This is a genomic window from Colwellia sp. BRX8-5, from assembly GCF_014077325.1.
Classification (GTDB): Bacteria; Pseudomonadota; Gammaproteobacteria; order Enterobacterales; family Alteromonadaceae; genus Colwellia_A.
Map to the genome: position 1 here is coordinate 249,143 of NZ_JACGVR010000001.1, position 19,132 is coordinate 268,274.

A 19,132-nucleotide genomic window follows, 5' to 3' on the forward strand; every position below is an offset into this window, starting at 1 on the left:
TTCCTCAAACAATAGCCCTGCGCTATTAATAATTATGCAGGTAATAAACTTAATGGTGGCTGTTGAAGGGCAGACACTTGCTCTTTCAACATTAAAATTTGCTGTTCCCAATACTTATCGGTATTAAACCATGGGAAGTTATGCGGGAACGCTGGGTCTTGCCAACGCTTACATAACCAAGCCATATAATTAACAACACGCATTGTACGTAATGATTCTATCAAAATAAGTTGCTTGGGTTCAAATGAATAAAATTCTTCGTATCCCGAAAGCATAGTATCAAGTTGTAATAACCGTTGTTGGCGATCACCTGAAAGCATCATCCATAGGTCTTGAATTGCAGGTCCCATGCGACAATCATCTAAATCGACAAAATGTGGACCTTTGTCTGTCCATAAAATATTACCGGCATGACAATCACCGTGTAAACGTATTTCATGGCTGGGTTGATATTGCTCCGCAGCAATATCAACCACTTGTTCTAAAATAGTAAAGAAAGCTTTGCTTAGGTAATGTGGCACAAAACCAGAGTCTTTTATAATATCGGTGGCCTGAAAAAGCATTTCTTGCTTGTTATAGGTCGGGCGATGTTTAAAAGGTTTTGTCGCCGCGACGGCATGAATACGCCCTAAAAATCGTCCCATCCATTCAAGCTGATCTAAATTGTCTACTTCGAAAATACGTCCGCCCCGACAAGGGTAGATAGCAAAATGAAAACCTTGATGAGAAAAAAGCGATTCACCACCAATTTTTAACGGCGCAACTAAAGGTAATTCATGTTTTGCTAACTCAAAAGAAAAGCTATGCTCTTCTCTAAGTTCAGCTTCGTTCCAGCGTTGTGGTCGATAAAACTTGGTGACGTATTTTTTCTTATCTTCGTCATGAAATTGATAAACACGGTTTTCATAACTATTTAAGGCCAGCAAGCCACTGTCAACAAAGAGGCCTGTACTTTCTAGGCCATCTAAGATCAAGTCGGGTGATAGGGTAGTAAAATCAAATACAGACATTAGCGTTTATTAAAAAACCTGCTTTCATGTTCAAGAGAAACATCATCTTCCTCTGAAACCAACTCAATAACAAATGAAATATCGGTCATGTAACCTTTTAATTCATAGGGGTCTACGGACAGACTCATTGGTAACGTATACACAGCGGCGGCTTTTACCATGACTTCTTGTTCGCCATTCCACTTAGTGTTTTCAATACCCTTAACAGACAAGCGATAAACGTTATCAGTTTGCGATTTATTTAAGATTTTTAAGGTGTACACATTTTCTATATCACCGTTAAATTTTTCTTTGGCCAGTTCATTTCTGTCGCGAATAATGTCCATAGTGACCGGAGCTCGATTAACAATTTCTAAAACTAACAAGCTACACATCACTACCAGAACGATGGCATAACCTACTAATTTTGAACGAATAAAATGAACTTTTTTACCTTGTAACTCATGTTCGGTGGTGTAACGTATTAGCCCTTTCGGGTAATTCATTTTGTCCATAACCCCGTCACATGCGTCAACACATGCACCACAGTTTATACATTCATATTGTAAGCCGTTACGAATATCTATACCAGTTGGACAGACTTGCACACAAAGGTTGCAGTCAATACAGTCACCTAATTCTAATGATTCATGTGCTACTTTACGAGAGCGTGCACCACGGCTTTCACCGCGATTAAAGTCATATGAAACCGTTAAGGTATCTTTATCAAACATCGCTGATTGGAAGCGTGCATAAGGACACATATGTAGACACATAATTTCACGCATCCAGCCAGCATTACCATAAGTACAAAAAGCAAAGAACCAAACAGTCGCCGCTAAAGCAAACGAGGCCTGAAAAGTAAAAAAGTCAATAAACACTTCATCAACCGGTGCAAAATAACCGACAAACGTTAGTGCCGTTAGTATTGAGAAAAATAACCAACAAGTATGTTTTAAGGCTTTACGCCAGAATTTGTCAAAATCAAGTTCACGGCTGTCCAATTTTTTACGCTGATTAGCGGTACCTTCAATTTTTTCTTCAAACCAGATAAAAATAAAGGTCCAGACAGTTTGTGGGCATAAATATCCACACCAAACACGCCCTAAAAAGGTGGTAACAAAAAACAGTAAAAAAGCACTAAGAATACAGAGCCAAGCGAGTAAGGTTAAATCTTGTGGCCACAAGGTTAGTCCAAAGAGCGTGAAGCGTTGTTCGGCAATATCAAATAAAATGGCTTGATGATCGTTATATCGCAACCAAGGCAGTACCGCAAAAAGTGCTAAGAAAAAAAAGTTCATCCGCTGCCTAAGTAATTGGAAAATACCACTTACTTTGCGCACATAAATTTGATCACGAGGCTGGTAGGTTTCTACCTGATTAGGTTGATGTATTTTAATATTTTTAACGGGAATTTGAATCTGCGCTTTTTTGATCTTGTCTTCTGATTTCACGATAAATCCTTGATATACGAGAGCCTCAAGATTATAACGATATTTATCTAAGAATACGTTATAAAACAATTAATATTAGTGAATAAGCCCAAAATTGATTATTCTTATATAATCATTCAATTATATAAAGAATTATGAAAAATTTATTGATCTTAATCGTCGCAGCGGCATTATTTTTACACTTTTATCCTCAACCAGAAGTAGACGAGTGGTTTTCAGAACAGAAAAACGTCATTTCTAATGCCTTTTCAGAAGCTACAGATACCAAAGTAAGGTTGAAGGCCGATAAAATTTATACTGACTTAAAGAGTCAGCTTGTCAATTTTAGTCTTGAAGAACAACAATTTTTAAAAGAAATAACCAGCGATAGAAAGTCGGTAAAAGCTTTTTTTACTGATTTTTGTAATGCCAAACAACAATCCCCACATTTGCACCGAGACAACCAAGCGAAAGTTTGTAAAACAATTGCTCAGTATAGTTCTTTATTATAGGTAAATTAAAAAATTAATAACCTATAAAAGATATAAAGCTGTTATCGAGCAGTTCTAAAACTTAGATGCGCGATAACAGTTTAATGCTAAGCAGAAAGACTGGCCAATAGCTTAGAGAATGCTTGTTCAGACTCTTGCTCTAGGTGATGAACACCGCCGTTAATCACCCAGTGGCCATTGACCATAACGTCGTTAATCATATTATGCTGACTTGCAAAAATCATACTGTCTAATAAGTGTTGGTCGTGGTGAGCAAACAAAGCCACTTTTTTGGCATTAAGTACCAGTAAATCCGCTTGTTTACCTATCGCTAACTCACCGGTATTGCTATTTGTACTTTGAGCGCCGCCTAAGGCTGCTTGTTGCCACAAATTACGACCCACTGAAGGTTGATTTTCTGTTGCTAAAATAGCACGTTGTTGCTTAATTAAGCGTTGTGCGTATTCTAACCAGCGTAACTCTTCGATAGGATTCACTGAAATATGGCTGTCAGAGCCAATCGCTAAGGTACCATTTTCTGCTAAAAATTCACTGGTGGGGAAAATACCGTCACCTAGATTTGCTTCAGTGGTTGGGCAAATTCCTGCAATCGCTTTACTGGCAATAATTCCTCGGCGTTCTTGTTCATTGATATGTGTTGCATGAATTAAACACCATTGCGGGTCTAATGCGACATTATTTAATAACCATTCCACCGGACGTTGACCATAATGCGCTAAACAATCATTGACTTCTTTTTGCTGCTCAGCGATATGAATATGCACTGGCGCTTTATTATCTAAACTACGAACATGCTTTACCGCTTGCTCTAACGACGTTTTGTCAACCGCTCTTAATGAGTGAGGCGCAATGCCAACATTGGTATTTTGATAATGAGCACTTAAGGCAAAGCAGTCACTGACCAGTTGATTGAATTGTTCTACTGAATTAATAAAGCGCTTTTGGCCGTCATTTGCCGGTAAAGGACCAAAGCCGCTGAAACGATAAAGTACCGGTAATAATGTTAAACCAATTCCTGATTGCTGACTGGCCTTAAAAATGGCTTTTGCCATGGCAGCAAGTTCATCATGGTTTTCACCATTAATTTCATGATGTAAATAATGAAATTCTGCAACACGGGTATAACCCATTTTAAGCATTTCAATATAAAGCTGTCGGGCAATTATCTCGGCATCGTTTACCGTCAGTTGATCGATAAATTTGTACATGATGCTTCGCCATGTCCAAAAACTGTCTTGCCCTTCACTACCTTGTTCACTGAAACCCGCAAAGGCACGTTGAAAAGCATGGGAGTGGCAATTAACCATACCAGGAATAACAACCCCTACTTGCTCAGCGCCGTCAATATGGCCTGATGCTATTGCGGTGATCACTCCATTTTCTATGGTTAATGTTTGCTGCGTGTGCCAACCGCTGCTTAATAAAATACGTTCTGCAAATAACTTCATCGAAAATACCTTTGCTAATTTTTGTTGTAAAACCCAATCTACATTTACTGCCTTTGCCTATTCACCACTGATTAATGACTACGGCTAAGAAAATAGTTACCGCGACTCATTCATACGAGCACACTTACACTAGGCTTTTTGTTGTGAAAACTTAATCAAGGTTTCTACTAACTGTTTAAGCTTAGGAATAACCTCACTTGCCAACGCTTCATTATATTCTGGACTGGGCTCACTCATGTAAGTACGTTGTGAAAGCTCTAACTGTACCGCATGAATATTTTTTTGCGGTTGACCATACTCTCGGGTAATAAAGCCGCCTTTAAACCGCCCGTTAGTGATCATGCTATAAGGTGAGTAATCAAGTTTTTGTAGTGCAGTGATTAATTCAGGCGCGCAGCTTTTACCATCAGCGGTACCAAAATTAAAATCGGGTAATTGGCCTTCAAAAAATCTCGGCACGGTCGACAAAATAGAATGAGCCTCTAGTAAAACGGCTTTACCAAATTCATTCTGTATGTCAGCTAGAGTGCTTTTTAATGCTTGATGATAAGGCTGCCAATACGTGGTTACTCGATGTAATATTTCATCTTTGTCTGGTGCTTGTCCTTCAAGGTAAAGTGGCGCAAGGTCAAATGAAGTCGTCGGACACAATTCAGTACTGTTGGCACCAGGGTATAAATCAACACCTGCTGGATCTCGATTTAGGTCAATGACATAGCGGCTATATTTGGGCATAATAATATACGCACCAAGCGCTTGAGCAAACGCGTAAAGCTTGTCTTTATGCCAATCAGTATCAGCCACTTTCCTGCCTTGTTCAGTCATTTTATTGGCAATATATTCAGGTAAAGCCTCACCGTTATGCGGCATGCTGATAAGCAATGGAATTCGACCTTTTATTAACGTGTAAGTGTTAGACATCTTCAACCTTTTAATTGTATATACAACTTTAGGGGTAATTTATCATGCTGTTACTGTAGCAAGCAAATTTATTGCGTTGTGATGCTGATCTTTTTAGTTGCTTTACTTGTTGGCCGCTAAGGTTTATTTAATAAGCCCCCGGGCAGCAGTAGATCGTATTACCTAAAAAACATCTGATTTTCATTATATTAAATCAATCACTTATTTATTAAAATTTGCTGGTTTGCTACTTATAGCATAGAGTGTATTTATTAATACTTCACTTCTGCCTTCATAGATAAACTTAAATAAAAATCTAAGTTTTAAACCATGGATGATGACATTATAAGCGATATAAAGAGTATGTTATGGCCCTTGTCTACTTGGCTTAAGCGCACATTATTGTGCAGTATTTTGTTAGTCACTTTTAGTGCCTATGCAGAGCAACTATCCCACAATAAAGCACCCCTTCGAATAGCTTTACCTGATAGGTCGTCAATCAATGCAGCTTCTGGAGAGAAGTTTCAACTGCTGGTTAACTTTCTTAAAGAGTATTGGCAGATTTGGGCAATAGATAATCAACGTGAAGTATCATTTAGCTACATGCCAACAGAAAAGGCTTATCAATCGCTTGCTAATAAGAGTATTGATGTGGTCGCCGTTACTCGTTACCAGCAAGATCAAACAGACTTAGTTTTTAGTATTCCCTATGCTAAATTCAAACAAAAAGTGTTTCGTCGCATTCAAAGTAATAAAAGTAATGGTCTGCAAATAGGTATCTACTCTGACGATCAGTCAACTTTAAATTTTCTTAGTCGCCATATTGAACGTTATTATTATCAAGATATTGATAAACTGCTTGGCGATTATCAAAAGTATGATGCCTTATATGCAACAAAACCCTGGTTACTTAATGAAAAGTTAAACGAATATAAGCTCAGTGGTGACTTTCATATTACAGAAGATGAAGCACCAGAAGTTTACTTTCGCTTTGCCGTGAGTAAAAACAATAGAAGCTTGATGCATAAAATTAACGATGGCATTCGCTCAGTGAGTCGACAACAAGCCGAGTTATGGAATAGCAAATACATTACCTTAAATGAAGGAAATATCTCGTTAACTTTTGGCGCCTATTTTACAAATTTATCTGTTGCTGAAAAAGATTTTATTATTGACCATAATCAACTTTCCTTTCCGGTGGTGTCTGGAGGTTTTCCGCCCTACATTATTACTAAAAACTTTAATCACATTACCGAGCGCGGCTTCACCATTGATTTATTTACGCTTTCAACTGAGCGAACCGGTATTATCTATAAACCTGTTTATGTAAAAAATATTGAGCAAATTTTTTCGTCTTTAGCACAGCAAAAAATTAATGTACTGCCGTTGGTTGAGCGCAATAAAGACCGAGAGAAAAAGCTTATTTTTTCTGAGCCTTATTTGCAAGCCAGTTATAGTATGGTTTATCGCCATAATGACACGATAATAGATGGCTTAAGTGGCATAGGTGACAAAAAAGTTGCAGTGGTTAATAACTTTAATGCTACCCAATTACTAATAGAAAAACTTCCTTTTGCGCACCTTAATTACTTTGACTCGATGAATGCGGCCATTACTTCAGTATCTTTGGGTGAATCTGATGTCTTTATTGGTGGCTCTCTGATTTCTTCTTATTTGGTTAAAGAAAATCAACTCTCAAATCTCACTAGCCAACCATTAATAAACTTTAATGATAATGCTCAATTTTTTTTCGCGAGTAACCCCGGTAACGATATTATTATTAGCTTACTTAATCGCACCATTAAAAGTCTTTCTGCCACAGATTACGAAAGACTTTATGCAAAATGGAGTCAAACGGCTTTCCATGAAAATAATGCCGATAAACAAATTGCTAATGCTTATCGAAATGTTAGTTATTTGTTTGTCGCTATTATGCTTTTTGGGCTGATTATTTTTTGGATTTATTATCGACAGCTTAGGGTCAGAAAACTTGCCCAACTAAAAATTGAACATGCATTATCTATTGCTGAGTCTGCAAAAATAGAAGCTGAAAAATCAGCTCAAGCGAAAATAACTTTTCTTGCGCGGATGAGTCATGAAATTAGAACGCCGATGAACGGTGTATTAGGTATGGCAGAAGCCCTTGCTTTCACACCTTTAAATAAAGAGCAGAATGATTTACTTGAAACATTACAAGGCTCGGCAACCAACTTACTCGCTTTGCTCAATGATGTGCTCGACTTTTCAAAGATGGACGCCGGCAAACTGACTTTAGAGTCGGTGCCAGTGAATTTTAATTTACTTTGTAAAAATATTATTAGTGGCTTCAATCACATTGAACACCACAAACCATTAGAAATTAACTTACACATAGACAATAAAATAAGCCACTGCTATTTAACCGACCCGACACGCTTTACACAAGTGCTTAATAATTTGCTTAGTAACGCGATTAAGTTCACCGATAAAGGGCAAATCGATTTAATTGTTACGGTTGCTAGCAGTGAGGTTATCAATAAAAACACCTACGACACACTTTATTTTGAAGTAAAAGACACCGGCATGGGCATAGCGGCGGAAAAACAAACGTTCTTATTTACTCCCTTCATTCAAGCCGATGACGACATTACGCGAAAATATGGTGGTACGGGTTTAGGATTAAGTATTTGCCAAGAAATAATATCAGCGATGGGCAGCGAAATTAAGATTGATTCAACGCTAAACCAAGGGAGTTCTTTCCATTTTAGCTTAAAGCTAAAACAGTCAACTTTAGAAAGTTCCACCGATAACCGTCGCAGTAATACGCGTTTAATTAATGCCGCTGACGATAACCGTTTTCAAGATCTACGTATTCTTATTGCCGAAGATAACCTAGTAAACGTTAAAGTACTCTGTGCGCAACTTGCGCGTCTAAATATTAAAGCCGATATTGCTTACGACGGCCAAGAAGCTTTAGATTTACATGAAAAACAGGCTTATGACATTATTATATCTGATTGTCATATGCCAAATGTTGATGGTTTTGAACTCGCTCAAACGTTAACAGCAAGCGAGCAAAGCCGACCGCTTTGGTTAATTGCTGTAACCGCAGATGCTTTGAGTGGCGCGGCAGAAAGGTGTATTGCTGCAGGTTTCAATGACTATATGGCTAAACCTTGCCCACAGGAAGAAATAACCAACAAGCTCAACAATGCTTATCGACAGTTATTAAAGAAACAACAGAAAAACGACTTAACTAAACAAAATTTCAGCCTTTTTGATTTAGACATGCTGCTGAAAAATAATGAGCACGACATCGAACTGAGTAAAAATGTTGGTCGACTTTTTATCGCTTCATGGCAAAAAGAAAAAAAGCAGTGGCTAAGCGCCACCGAGAATTTTGATCATAAATATATACAAGCACTTGCTCACAAGCTAAAAGGCAGTACACGGTATTTTTCCCATCCTGAAATAGCTAAAACGCTCAATGAGGTTAGCCAGCAAGCCAGGGTTGAAAATAGTAAAGATATAAAAGCATCTGCTAGCCACCTTTATTTACAACTAGATATAATGACCGAAGAAATTAAACGTTGGCTATTGTCATAAGTCATGTGATTCTTTCATCATCAATCTAGATTAATTTTTTTATTATCAATCGCTTTAATCAATCATTGTGAATTGTTTTTATCACTTTATTAAATCAAGTTATTCACCCATACTAGTGCCACTTAATCGATTCAAATCAATCAAAGCGAGTGACTATGTTTACCAATAAAGAAACACAGCAAGTTCCAAACACTACTTTCCCTATTATTACTGCCGATGGTTGGGCAAGTCGAAACAGTGATGAAATTTTTGCTAATAAAACCGTCATTGTATTTTCATTACCAGGCGCATTTACACCGACTTGTTCATCTTCACATTTACCAAGATACAATGAACTAGCGAAAAAATTTAACGCTAATGGTGTTGATGAAATTGTTTGTATTTCTGTTAACGATACCTTTGTAATGAATGCTTGGGCACAAGACAAAGACGCAGCCAACATTAGTTTCATTCCTGATGGCAATGGTGACTTTACTCAAGCGATGGGTTTATTAGTTGATAAAAAAGAAATTGGTTTTGGTAAGCGTAGCTGGCGCTATTCAATGCTAGTAAAAAATGGCGTTATAGAAAAAATGTTCATTGAACCTGATTTACCTGGCGACCCATTTGAAGTATCTGACGCCGATACCATGCTCAATTACATTAATCCTGAAGCTGTACAATCTCAAGAAATTACAATTTTTAGTAAGCCGGATTGTCCATTTTGTAAAAAGGCTAAAGCATTATTAACAAGCCAAGGTTTAAAGTTTGAAGAATTGATCGTTGGTAGCGACGTAAATACTTCAATGTTCCGTGCTATTACTAACTCAGATACCGTACCACAAGTATTTATTGATGGTAAAAACATTGGTGGTAGTGAAGATTTAGCCGCTTACTTTGGTTAAACTTTATTATTAGCCAGCACTCAACACTTATTGTTGGCGATACAATAAAAAAAGCTAGATAACTCACGTTATCTAGCTTTTTTTTACACTTGCTCGTTAAACTTTAAACTTACCCACTATATCATTTAAGCCGGTGAATTCTTGTTGTAAACTGTCACAAGCTTGCTGCGTTTGCTGTAAATTTTGTACGCCTTGCTGATTTAAATCCATCAAATTTAATATATCTTCATCAATTGATCTGATCACATTAACTTGTTGTTGAGTCGCTTCAGTTACTGCATGATTTTCATTATCAACCTGTTGTAACATATGAATAATTAATTGCATTTTTTCGTCGGCTACTTTGGCTTTTTGCACACTACTGGTACTATTTTTTTGACTTTCGTCCATAGAAATAACCACCGCGTCGGTGCCTGTTTCTAAGTTATCAATCATGGTTTCGATTTCAAGTGCCGCTTCTTGAGTGCGTTGTGCTAACTGTCTAACTTCATCAGCTACCACAGCAAAACCTCGACCCTGCTCCCCTGCTCGTGCCGCTTCAATAGCGGCATTTAACGCGAGTAAATTAGTTTGTGAACTAACCCCTTTAATAACATCTAAAATGCTGACTATATTTTTAGTTTCACTGCTTAATTTTTCGATTTCGCCGCTTGACTGCGTCATTATTTTCGACAAATGTTCAATTGACTGAATATTTTCATTGAGTGCCACCAGCCCTTCATTTGACTGCGCTTGCATGCCTGATGTTAAGTTAGAAGCCGTTAGTGCGTTAGTCGAAATTTCTTGTGAAGAGTTATTTAACTCGGTTACCGCTGTCGATACACTTTCACCACGATTAAGCTGTTGATCGGCCATATCAATACCGACTTGTGAGCTTTGTCGAACTTGGCCAATCTGCTGTTCTAAATTTGCCGCTGACTCTTTAACTCGTCGCATCGAATGATGCATAGTTTCTATAAAATCATTAAAGTTTTCTGATAGTTCACCAAACTCATCGTGGCTCTCAACCGATAAACGTTGGGTTAAATCACCGTCGCCACGAGAAATACCTTTTATGGCAAGGTTTAAGGTATGAATAGGTTTCATCAAATAGCTAAACAATAAATGCATAAGAATAATCGTTGCAAGTAAGCTAGCTATAACCACAATAATGGCAATGTTTCTCGAATTCACCATGGGTTGGTAAGCTTTTTCGCTGTCAAGTACGACACCTACATACCAGTTAACCGAGTCAATGCCTTTAATGGGGATAAATGAAACTATGGTGTTATTATTAATCTCATTTAAGTCACTCGAAAATGGCGGTGTTTGACCTAATAATTCACTCACATCTTTATCGACATATTTCACATCAGGATGACTGAGAATCTTCCCTTTTGAAGTCATTAAATAGGCATAGCCTAAATCAAGAAAATCAATTTCATTTAGAATCGATGAAATCTCATCTAGAAAAATATCACCTCCTGCTGCACCAACAAATTGTCCATTTTTCAAAATAGGCGCTACAGCAGTCAATACTTTTTGATCCGTCGTGGCATCTATATAAGTTTCAGTAAAAGAAGACTTACGTCCTTCTTTTGCAAGCAAATACCAAGGGCGCTGACGAATATCAAAACCTTCTGGGAGTTGTATCGTTAAATCATCAAGAATAAATTCGCCGGTACTGGCTAGTCCAACAAAGGTATTTTTCATCTTCCCGGCTTTTACTGCTTGCTGAACCGCATGAAAAATTTCTTCATGACTATTAATGTCAGTAATATTAAGCGCCACTGCATCGATTATTTGTAGACGATTCGTTAACCAGTTAGCAATATTTCCAGAAACCGAACGGCCTATTTCATCGATGGCATTGTTAAGATTTTTTTGGGTGTGATCTTTTAAGAATATATAATTAATTGATGTAGATACCGACAAGGCTATTAGTAATAATACCGTAGTCACCATAATAATTTTATGGGAAAATTTTAATTTAATCACTGATGATCTCTCTTACTTTATTAGCTAACTTCATGGCATTACCATAGCACTGGAAATATCTAGATCCAACTTCCCGTTGCATTTAATCTTTTGAAAGCAACTTCAAAATTAATCTGATAAAATAACGCTATATTTTTATTGATAGTATCGCTAATTACTCTTATGGACAATCAACCTTTCAACCCATTACACGGCATTACCTTAAAAGCACTTGTTACCGAACTTGTTGAATATTTTGGTTACCCTGCGCTTAGTCAACAAATAAAAATTAAATGCTTCACTGAGGATCCTAGTATCAATTCAACCTTAAAATTTTTACGTAAAACGCCATGGGCACGTGAAAAAGTTGAAGCACTTTTTATCAAGAATTATCATAAAGTGCATCAAGCAAATGATGAAAAAAAATAGCGGTCAATAATCTCGCAAGCCACTCATACTCAATAAAAATTTTAGCTTATAGCGCAATAAACTAATTGCTTGATTAAAAACCTGTCACACTGACTCCATATTCATTATTTTTTGGAGTCAGGTATGAAACCCATTAATCACTATATTTTAACTTGGCAATGCCCTGATACTTCAGGAGTATTAGCAAAAGTTTCTCAGAGCCTTTATCAACACGGCGCTTTTATTACTGAAACCTCACAGTACAGCGACCCGTATACCTCTATTTTTTTCTCGCGTATCGCATTTGATGACAGAAACTTAACCGTTTCAATTACACAATTCCGTCAAGCCATAGCCGAATTAGCCCAACCGCTTGCGATGAACTTTCAATTAAGAGAACGTGATGATTTTCCAAATGTCGTTATCGCGGTATCTAAAGATGACCATTGCTTGGTGTCGTTATTAACTAAAGTTAAAGCCGGTGTTTTACCTATTAATGTTGCTGCTGTGGTTTCAAACCATCTGAACTGCCAAGCTTTAGTTGATTGGCATAAAATTCCTTTTCATCACTTACCTATTTCTTCTTCGACAAAAGCGAAACAAGAAAGTGAACTACAAGCCTTATTAATAAATTACAAAACAGATTTATTAGTGCTTGCGCGTTATATGCAAATTTTGTCTGATGATTTTTGTCAACAATGGCAAGGTCGAGCTATTAATATTCATCATTCTTTTTTACCCAGCTTTAAAGGCGCAAAACCTTACCATCAAGCCCACCAACGTGGTGTGAAAGTGATTGGCGCAACCGCCCACTATATCACTAGTGACTTAGATGAAGGACCTATTATTGTGCAAGAAGTAAAAGCCATTAACCATAGCCTGACGATAGAGCAGATGGTTCATAGTGGTCACGACATTGAAGCAACAGCATTGTCTCATGCGGTTAGAATGCATGCCGAGCAACGTGTCTGTTTGAATCAGGGCAAAACAGTTATTTTACTTTAGCGGTTAATTTATAAGGTAAACGTAACGAGTAAAGCACCCAATACGCTGGGTGCTTTACTGTTTTCATTCACTATTTCTGCTACATTAAGCCATAACCTTTTGTCTTAATTAGTTGTCTTTTCCGATGATCCACTACCAAATAACGCCTCAAAATCTAAACAGTCATTTATTTTTGGTTACGCTTTCTTTTGCCACACAAGTGGGTAAGACTTACCATTTATCGCTACCCGCTTGGTTACCGGGTAGCTATATGATCCGTGACTTCGCAAAAAATATTACGGAAATTAGCGCTTATAACAGCGATCAAAAAGCAGCTCAAAATACTGAGACAATTGCGCTGAATAAAACCGATAAACAAACTTGGCAATTTACCGCAACAAGTGTCACTACCTCAATATGTTATCAAGTATTCGCTTTTGATTTATCGGTACGCACCGCTTACTTAGACAGTGAACGTGGCTTTTTTAATGGCAGTTCAACTTTTTTACAAGTGCAAGAATTGCCAGATGAACGCTGTCAGTTAACTATTGCATTACCACAAGAATTAACGACTAAATCGTCGCCACAGTTAAATAGTTGGCGAGTTGCCACGGGTTTAACACGCGCTACAGGCACTGATAAATATCAATTAGGTGATTATATTGCTAAAGACTATCAAGAACTTATCGATTGTCCTGTTGCCATTGGTCACTTCGATGCTTTTGAATTTGTTGTCGAAGGTGTTACCCATCACTTAGTCTTTACTAGCCAACATTTTGGTGATCGGGAGCGCCTAAAACGAGATATAGCTAAGCTTTGCCAGCATCATATTAACTTATTTGGTGAGGTCCCTTTTAAAGAGTACTGGTTCATTACCCATTTGTTAGGCAGCGGTTTTGGTGGGCTTGAACATAAAAACTCGACAATTTTACAAGCCAGTCGCTTTGATTTACCCAACTCTAATAGACCTGATGAAACGTCTGAAAATTATCAAACTTTTCTCAGCTTATGTTCACATGAATACTTTCACGCTTGGAATGTATGCCGCATTAAACCGAAAGAATTTATTCCCTACAACTTACAGCACGAAGTTCACACGAGACAATTGTGGGCCTATGAAGGCATCACGTCTTATTATGATGATTTTTCATTGTTTCGCAGTGGATTGATCAGTTTTGAAGACTATTTACTGCAATTATCTAAGACAGCTACCCGAGTATACCGGGGTAAAGGGGAATTAAAACAAAGTGTCAGCGACTCCAGCTTTGATACTTGGACCAAGTTTTATCAACAAGGACCAGATGGCGTAAATAATATTGTTAGTTATTATACTAAGGGCGCTTTAATTGCACTCTGGCTAGATTTAACGATTAGAGAAAAGTCAGCAGGTGTCTACAGCTTAGACACATTAATGCGTGAATTATGGATACATTTTGGTAGAACAAATATTGGTACCTGTGAGGAAGACTTTATAAACATTGCCAATATTCTCTGTAATGACGATATTACAGTGGCTTTTCAAGCCTTACTTAACAATGCTCAACGTATTGAATTAGCTCCGTTACTTAAGCAAGTAGGTATTGCCTTTACTGCTCAAAAGTTCAAGAAGTTTAATAGCTTAGAGACTACTGACAATAACGCTTATTCTCCTTATATCGGTGCACAATATAGCGCGCTACCTTCAGGCGTGAAGATTACTCAGGTTATTGAAAACTCTCCTGCAGCTGAAGCCGGCTTGGCAGTTAACGATATTTTACTTGCCGTAAATAATATCAAAGTGACTGAAATATCGTTGCAGCAACTGGCTGATCATTTACCAGAAAATACTGAGCTAACCTGCCACTATTTTCGTGATGATCAGTTAATGACCGGTCACATTGTTTTTATTGATTCACCACTGGCGGCCATCGCTATTACAGAAGTGGACAGCACGCTTAGCAAAAAATGGCGCTGTAAAAATTAACTGTAAATTTTTTGCCACAAAAAAGTAAAACGCTAGTGTAATTAAAAACCCACAAACTAGTAACAAAAGTTACTTTGTGCAAAAATAACCTTATTGCTTTCAAAACTAGAATATTAAGGGTTTAAAATGATCAAAATGAAACGAATTCACCACGTCGCTTATCGTTGTACTGATGCAAAAGTTACTGTTGATTGGTACAAAGAACATTTGAACATGGAGCTAACGGTAGCCATTGCTGAAAATGAGGTACCGTCAACTAAGGCACCAGACCCTTATATGCACATATTTCTAGATGCGGGCATGGGTAATGTTTTAGCCTTTTTTGAAATTCCTAATTCTCCAACCATGGGCCGAGATGAAAACACACCAACATGGGTACAGCACATCGCATTAGAAGTTGAAGATGTTGATGCACTTGTCGCCGCAAAAGAAGAGTTACAAAGTAAAGGTGTTGATGTATTAGGCCCAGTTCATCATGGTGTATTTAAATCAATTTATTTCTTTGACCCGAGTGGTCATCGCTTAGAATTAGCAGCGAATACCGGTACAGTTGAACAAATGAAAGAATTAAAAAGGGTTGCTCCTTTAATGATTGAAGAGTGGGCTGTAACTAAAGTTGCACCAAAACACGCGGCCTGGTTACATGAATAAAACTATTTTGCCCCTCGTTAATGGTCAAACAATATCCAATAAATAAAACTAAGCTATTATTTCTATTTAGCTTAGTTTATTGCGCACATGGTATAACCTAAAAATCACAACAAATTTCTCTCATTAACTGAACGAAATAGGACATTAGTACATAAAACGAAGGGTTTCGTATATAAAGCGAGCGTAACAATGTACTCTATTTGTGATTATTTATGTAAGACATTAACCATAGAGAAAACATATTTTTACCATTCATTAACTTTTAAATAAATCAATAGACTTTAAAAACAATAAGTTAACCTTTTACACTCAATGAATTGTAAATAAATGTATATTTATAACTTGCGACATTTATAAACTAAGGTAAAGTATTGTCCAGCTACTTTGTAGCCAAATAACAAAATGGATTGAATTGCACGGAAAGCCTTAACCTTCTCTTATGAGAGGTTACTTTTAAAGAATACGGATGATTAAGTTAATATCAGGATGATTGTTAATATTTAGGTCAATAGACCGATAAGGACAACCCAATAAAGTGTCAGGATGACCGATAAAAAATGAACCGAGTATTTAACGCAACATAAAAAATAATAATACGTTAAAGCTTATAAACGGAATTGCTAATAGGTTAGGATAACCACTTAAAGTTTGATGAAAACGATGACTTGTTCATCGTTTTTTTATGTCTGAAAATTAATCATGAAAAACACTATCGCTGTTTCCTACAATATAACGTAAAATAGAACCATTGAATTTAAAAACGAAATTATTTTATGTCTCGTACCAAAAAATCTAGAAAACAAGGCAATGGTCCTATCGGCGCAGTAAAAGATGATAAGAAAAAAGCCCTAGTTCCTGTTGATAGAAAACCAAAGAAGAAAACAGGAAAGCAAGCCGGCAACCGACAAAAAGAAGCTTTTGATGCAGGTAAAGAATCTCACTTACCTACAGAAAAGAAAGATCCGCGCATTGGTAGTAAAAAACCAATAGATCTTGGCGGACCGGTAACAGCGGCGGTGCAACCTTTTAAAGCCAAAAACAAAGTAAAAGCAGATAACTCTCCAATTGCTGCTATTCGTGTTGTTGAAGCTGATACCTCATTACAACAAGAACTCTTCGCTATTGAAGAAGATAGCCGCTTGCAAAGTATCCTTGCCCAGCAAGATGAAGATATTTCGCTAAGTAACGAAGATGTTGATTATTTCAATGAAAAAATGGAACGTCATCAACAGCTACGTGAGATACTCGGCATAGAAGATGAAGATGACGAATCACCTGAAACGGCTAGCAAAGCAAAATCAGGTGATGATCTTTGGGATAAATTTGACAACAGCGACCTGTCAAAATTCGAATAAGGCTTTATCATGTTTTCAACTCCTTGGATTTATATACTAGTTGGCGGAGTAATTATTATTGCTGCGCTTGCTTTTTATGCGGTGAAATTATTAAGCCAGCTAAAAGCGCAAACAGCTAAAATAAAACAGGCAGAGCAAGATAAAAAAATTGCCTTAGCAAAGCACGATAGTAAAATCCTTAGTAGTGTTGTGATTATTGCCCACGCAATGAAAGAAGAGCAATGTGATATCGCTGAGGGTTGTTGGCGATTGAGTGTATTGCTCGATTCTTTAAAGTTGAGCAGTGGTTTGTCAGCAGAGTTTCCTGCAGTCTTTGAACTTTATGATAAAATTAAACATATGCCTATTCTTGATGCAAGAAAGAAACTTGCCAAAAATGAGCGTATGAAACTTGATTTTGAACGTATGAAAGCAGAGAGCGATTTATCCGCACAGATAAATATTGACGTTATCTCTTTGCATCAATATGCCCAAGAACGTATGAGTGCGCTAGCAAGTTAATTTTTTACCAAGTTAATTTTTTACCAAGTTAACTTTTTACTAAGTTAATAACGCTTTGTTGCGCTCGATCAATATTGTTAATGTTTGCATTGTTAAACTGTTGCTTAGCATATACCCGTTACCATTCAATCTATATTTTGATTGATAACGCGTATATAAGTAATGGCTAACTCGGTAACCAACCATGCAAGCAAATCAATTTTTTGACCCTAAATTACTGTCTAAATATAATACCAGTGGACCTAGATATACCTCTTATCCAACGGCATTAGAATTTCATGATGAATTTTCTGAACAAGATTTCATCCAAGCAGTGAAAGATTCACCCAACCGTGAATTGTCCTTGTATGTACATATTCCCTTTTGCCATAGCCTTTGCTACTACTGTGGCTGTAATAAAGTAATTACCCGTCACCGTGACAAGGCCGATACCTACTTAGAGTTTTTAGCGGAAGAAATTAGTTCACGAGCTGAATTTTTTACTGACTACACCGTTAAACAACTCCATTGGGGTGGCGGCACACCCAGCTTTTTAACCCATATCCAAATCACAAAATTAGTCTCTTTATTAAAAGAAAAATTCACTTTTGCTGAACATGTAGAAATGAGTATAGAAATTGATCCGCGTGAAATTGAAATGAACCTTGCCGAACACCTCTTTGATTTAGGTTTTAATCGTCTAAGTATTGGCGTACAAGACATTGACAAAAAAGTACAAGAAACAATTAATCGTGTGCAATCAACCGAATTTATTAGCGACTTTATTGCCCATGCAAAGGCAGTGGGCTTCAAATCAATTAATATCGACTTGATCTATGGTTTGCCTCACCAAACTATAGAAACCTTTACAAAAACGCTTAACAAAGCTCATGAGATGGATGTCGACCGTATTTCATTGTTTAGCTATGCACATATTCCAAACCGATTTGCTGCCCAACGTAAATTACGTGACGAATGGTTACCCAGCGTGCAAGAAAAATTTGCCTTAATGAAACTTGCCATCGAAAAGCTTTGTGGATTTGGCTACGATTTCATTGGTATGGATCACTTTGCTAAACCTAATGACGAACTTTCTATTGCACAAAAAGAGGGTTCCCTACACCGTAATTTCCAAGGATATACTACAAAGGGTGGTTGTGACTTGTTAGGATTAGGTGTTTCTTCTATTAGTAATATCGGTACTTCTTTCAGTCAAAATATTAAAGAATTGCAAGCCTATTATAAAGCGATAGATACTAGAAAAAATGCACAAGTGAAAGGGGTTAGCTTATCAACAGATGACGTGATCCGTGGCGAAGTTATTCGTGAATTAATGTGTAATTTATATATTGATAAACATCAGATCAGTAAAAAGTACGATATCGATTTTGCAGAATATTTTGCTGAAGATTTACCGCTACTGAAAACTTTTATCAGTGATGGTTTGGTTGAAAATACGGCTGATTTTATTAAAGTAGATCAGAAAGCGCGTTTGTTGATTCGTAATATTTGCATGAGTTTTGATGCTTATATGAAACAACACGTTAACCAACAGCGCTTCTCGCGGGTAATTTAAGCGGAACT

General features: G+C 37.2%; 15 protein-coding genes. 10 read left to right on the top strand and 5 right to left on the bottom strand.

The window, feature by feature from the left end:
* Window positions 1–32: 32 nt before the first annotated feature.
* Entirely contained in the window at window positions 33–1,010 is a 978-nt protein-coding gene (locus tag H4J62_RS01055) for a serine/threonine protein kinase (protein ID WP_182218182.1), read from the bottom strand.
* Window positions 1,010–2,443, bottom strand: a complete 1,434-nt coding sequence (ccoG, locus tag H4J62_RS01060; protein ID WP_182218173.1) for a cytochrome c oxidase accessory protein CcoG — start codon at window positions 2,441–2,443, stop codon at window positions 1,010–1,012. Before ccoG ends, H4J62_RS01055 begins: the two co-directional genes overlap by 1 nt.
* 134 nt (window positions 2,444–2,577) lie before the next feature.
* Here ccoG and H4J62_RS01065 point away from each other — a divergent pair, with 134 nt between their 5' ends.
* The gene (locus H4J62_RS01065; protein ID WP_182218171.1) at window positions 2,578–2,934 is read left to right on the top strand and encodes a hypothetical protein; all 357 of its coding nucleotides are present in this window, start codon (window positions 2,578–2,580) and stop codon (window positions 2,932–2,934) included.
* An 86-nt stretch (window positions 2,935–3,020) separates the two neighbouring features.
* Here H4J62_RS01065 and H4J62_RS01070 read toward each other — a convergent pair whose 3' ends face one another.
* A complete protein-coding gene (locus tag H4J62_RS01070) occupies window positions 3,021–4,382 on the bottom strand; it encodes a formimidoylglutamate deiminase (protein WP_182218169.1) in 1,362 nt (453 codons plus the stop codon).
* Window positions 4,383–4,511: 129 nt separating this feature from the next.
* Window positions 4,512–5,303, bottom strand: a complete 792-nt coding sequence (hutG, locus tag H4J62_RS01075; protein WP_182218167.1) for an N-formylglutamate deformylase — start codon at window positions 5,301–5,303, stop codon at window positions 4,512–4,514.
* A gap of 309 nt (window positions 5,304–5,612) precedes the next feature.
* Between hutG and H4J62_RS01080 the strand changes: the two genes are divergently transcribed.
* The gene (locus H4J62_RS01080) at window positions 5,613–8,867 is read left to right on the top strand and encodes an ATP-binding protein (RefSeq protein WP_182218165.1); all 3,255 of its coding nucleotides are present in this window, start codon (window positions 5,613–5,615) and stop codon (window positions 8,865–8,867) included.
* A gap of 155 nt (window positions 8,868–9,022) precedes the next feature.
* Window positions 9,023–9,751, top strand: a complete 729-nt coding sequence (locus H4J62_RS01085; protein WP_070375171.1) for a glutathione peroxidase — start codon at window positions 9,023–9,025, stop codon at window positions 9,749–9,751.
* 96 nt (window positions 9,752–9,847) lie between these two features.
* On the opposite strand, the gene H4J62_RS01090 is transcribed toward H4J62_RS01085, so the two are convergent.
* Window positions 9,848–11,728, bottom strand: coding sequence for a methyl-accepting chemotaxis protein (locus H4J62_RS01090; protein ID WP_182218163.1), 1,881 nt, complete (start codon window positions 11,726–11,728; stop codon window positions 9,848–9,850).
* 162 nt (window positions 11,729–11,890) lie between these two features.
* Between H4J62_RS01090 and H4J62_RS01095 the strand changes: the two genes are divergently transcribed.
* The 7 genes from H4J62_RS01095 to hemN all read left to right on the top strand — a co-directional run bounded on the left by H4J62_RS01095 (window position 11,891) and on the right by hemN (window position 19,124).
* Window positions 11,891–12,136: a VF530 family DNA-binding protein gene (locus H4J62_RS01095; RefSeq protein WP_182218162.1), complete on the top strand. Its 246-nt coding sequence runs from the start codon at window positions 11,891–11,893 to the stop codon at window positions 12,134–12,136.
* A gap of 123 nt (window positions 12,137–12,259) precedes the next feature.
* Window positions 12,260–13,120 (top strand): formyltetrahydrofolate deformylase, encoded by an 861-nt coding sequence (gene purU / locus H4J62_RS01100; protein WP_182218160.1) that lies wholly within the window; start codon window positions 12,260–12,262, stop codon window positions 13,118–13,120.
* Window positions 13,121–13,244: 124 nt separating this feature from the next.
* The gene (locus H4J62_RS01105) at window positions 13,245–15,062 is read left to right on the top strand and encodes a M61 family metallopeptidase (protein ID WP_182218158.1); all 1,818 of its coding nucleotides are present in this window, start codon (window positions 13,245–13,247) and stop codon (window positions 15,060–15,062) included.
* Between the two features lie 126 nt (window positions 15,063–15,188).
* Window positions 15,189–15,713 carry a VOC family protein gene (locus H4J62_RS01110; protein ID WP_070375174.1) on the top strand — a complete coding sequence of 175 codons (525 nt, stop codon included), beginning with the start codon at window positions 15,189–15,191 and terminating at the stop codon, window positions 15,711–15,713.
* A gap of 773 nt (window positions 15,714–16,486) precedes the next feature.
* Window positions 16,487–17,068 carry a Der GTPase-activating protein YihI gene (gene yihI / locus H4J62_RS01115; protein WP_182218156.1) on the top strand — a complete coding sequence of 194 codons (582 nt, stop codon included), beginning with the start codon at window positions 16,487–16,489 and terminating at the stop codon, window positions 17,066–17,068.
* Window positions 17,069–17,077: 9 nt separating this feature from the next.
* Window positions 17,078–17,569, top strand: a complete 492-nt coding sequence (locus H4J62_RS01120; RefSeq protein WP_182231310.1) for a DUF2489 domain-containing protein — start codon at window positions 17,078–17,080, stop codon at window positions 17,567–17,569.
* 184 nt (window positions 17,570–17,753) lie between these two features.
* Window positions 17,754–19,124 (top strand): oxygen-independent coproporphyrinogen III oxidase, encoded by a 1,371-nt coding sequence (hemN, locus tag H4J62_RS01125; RefSeq protein ID WP_182215385.1) that lies wholly within the window; start codon window positions 17,754–17,756, stop codon window positions 19,122–19,124.
* Window positions 19,125–19,132: the final 8 nt, after the last annotated feature.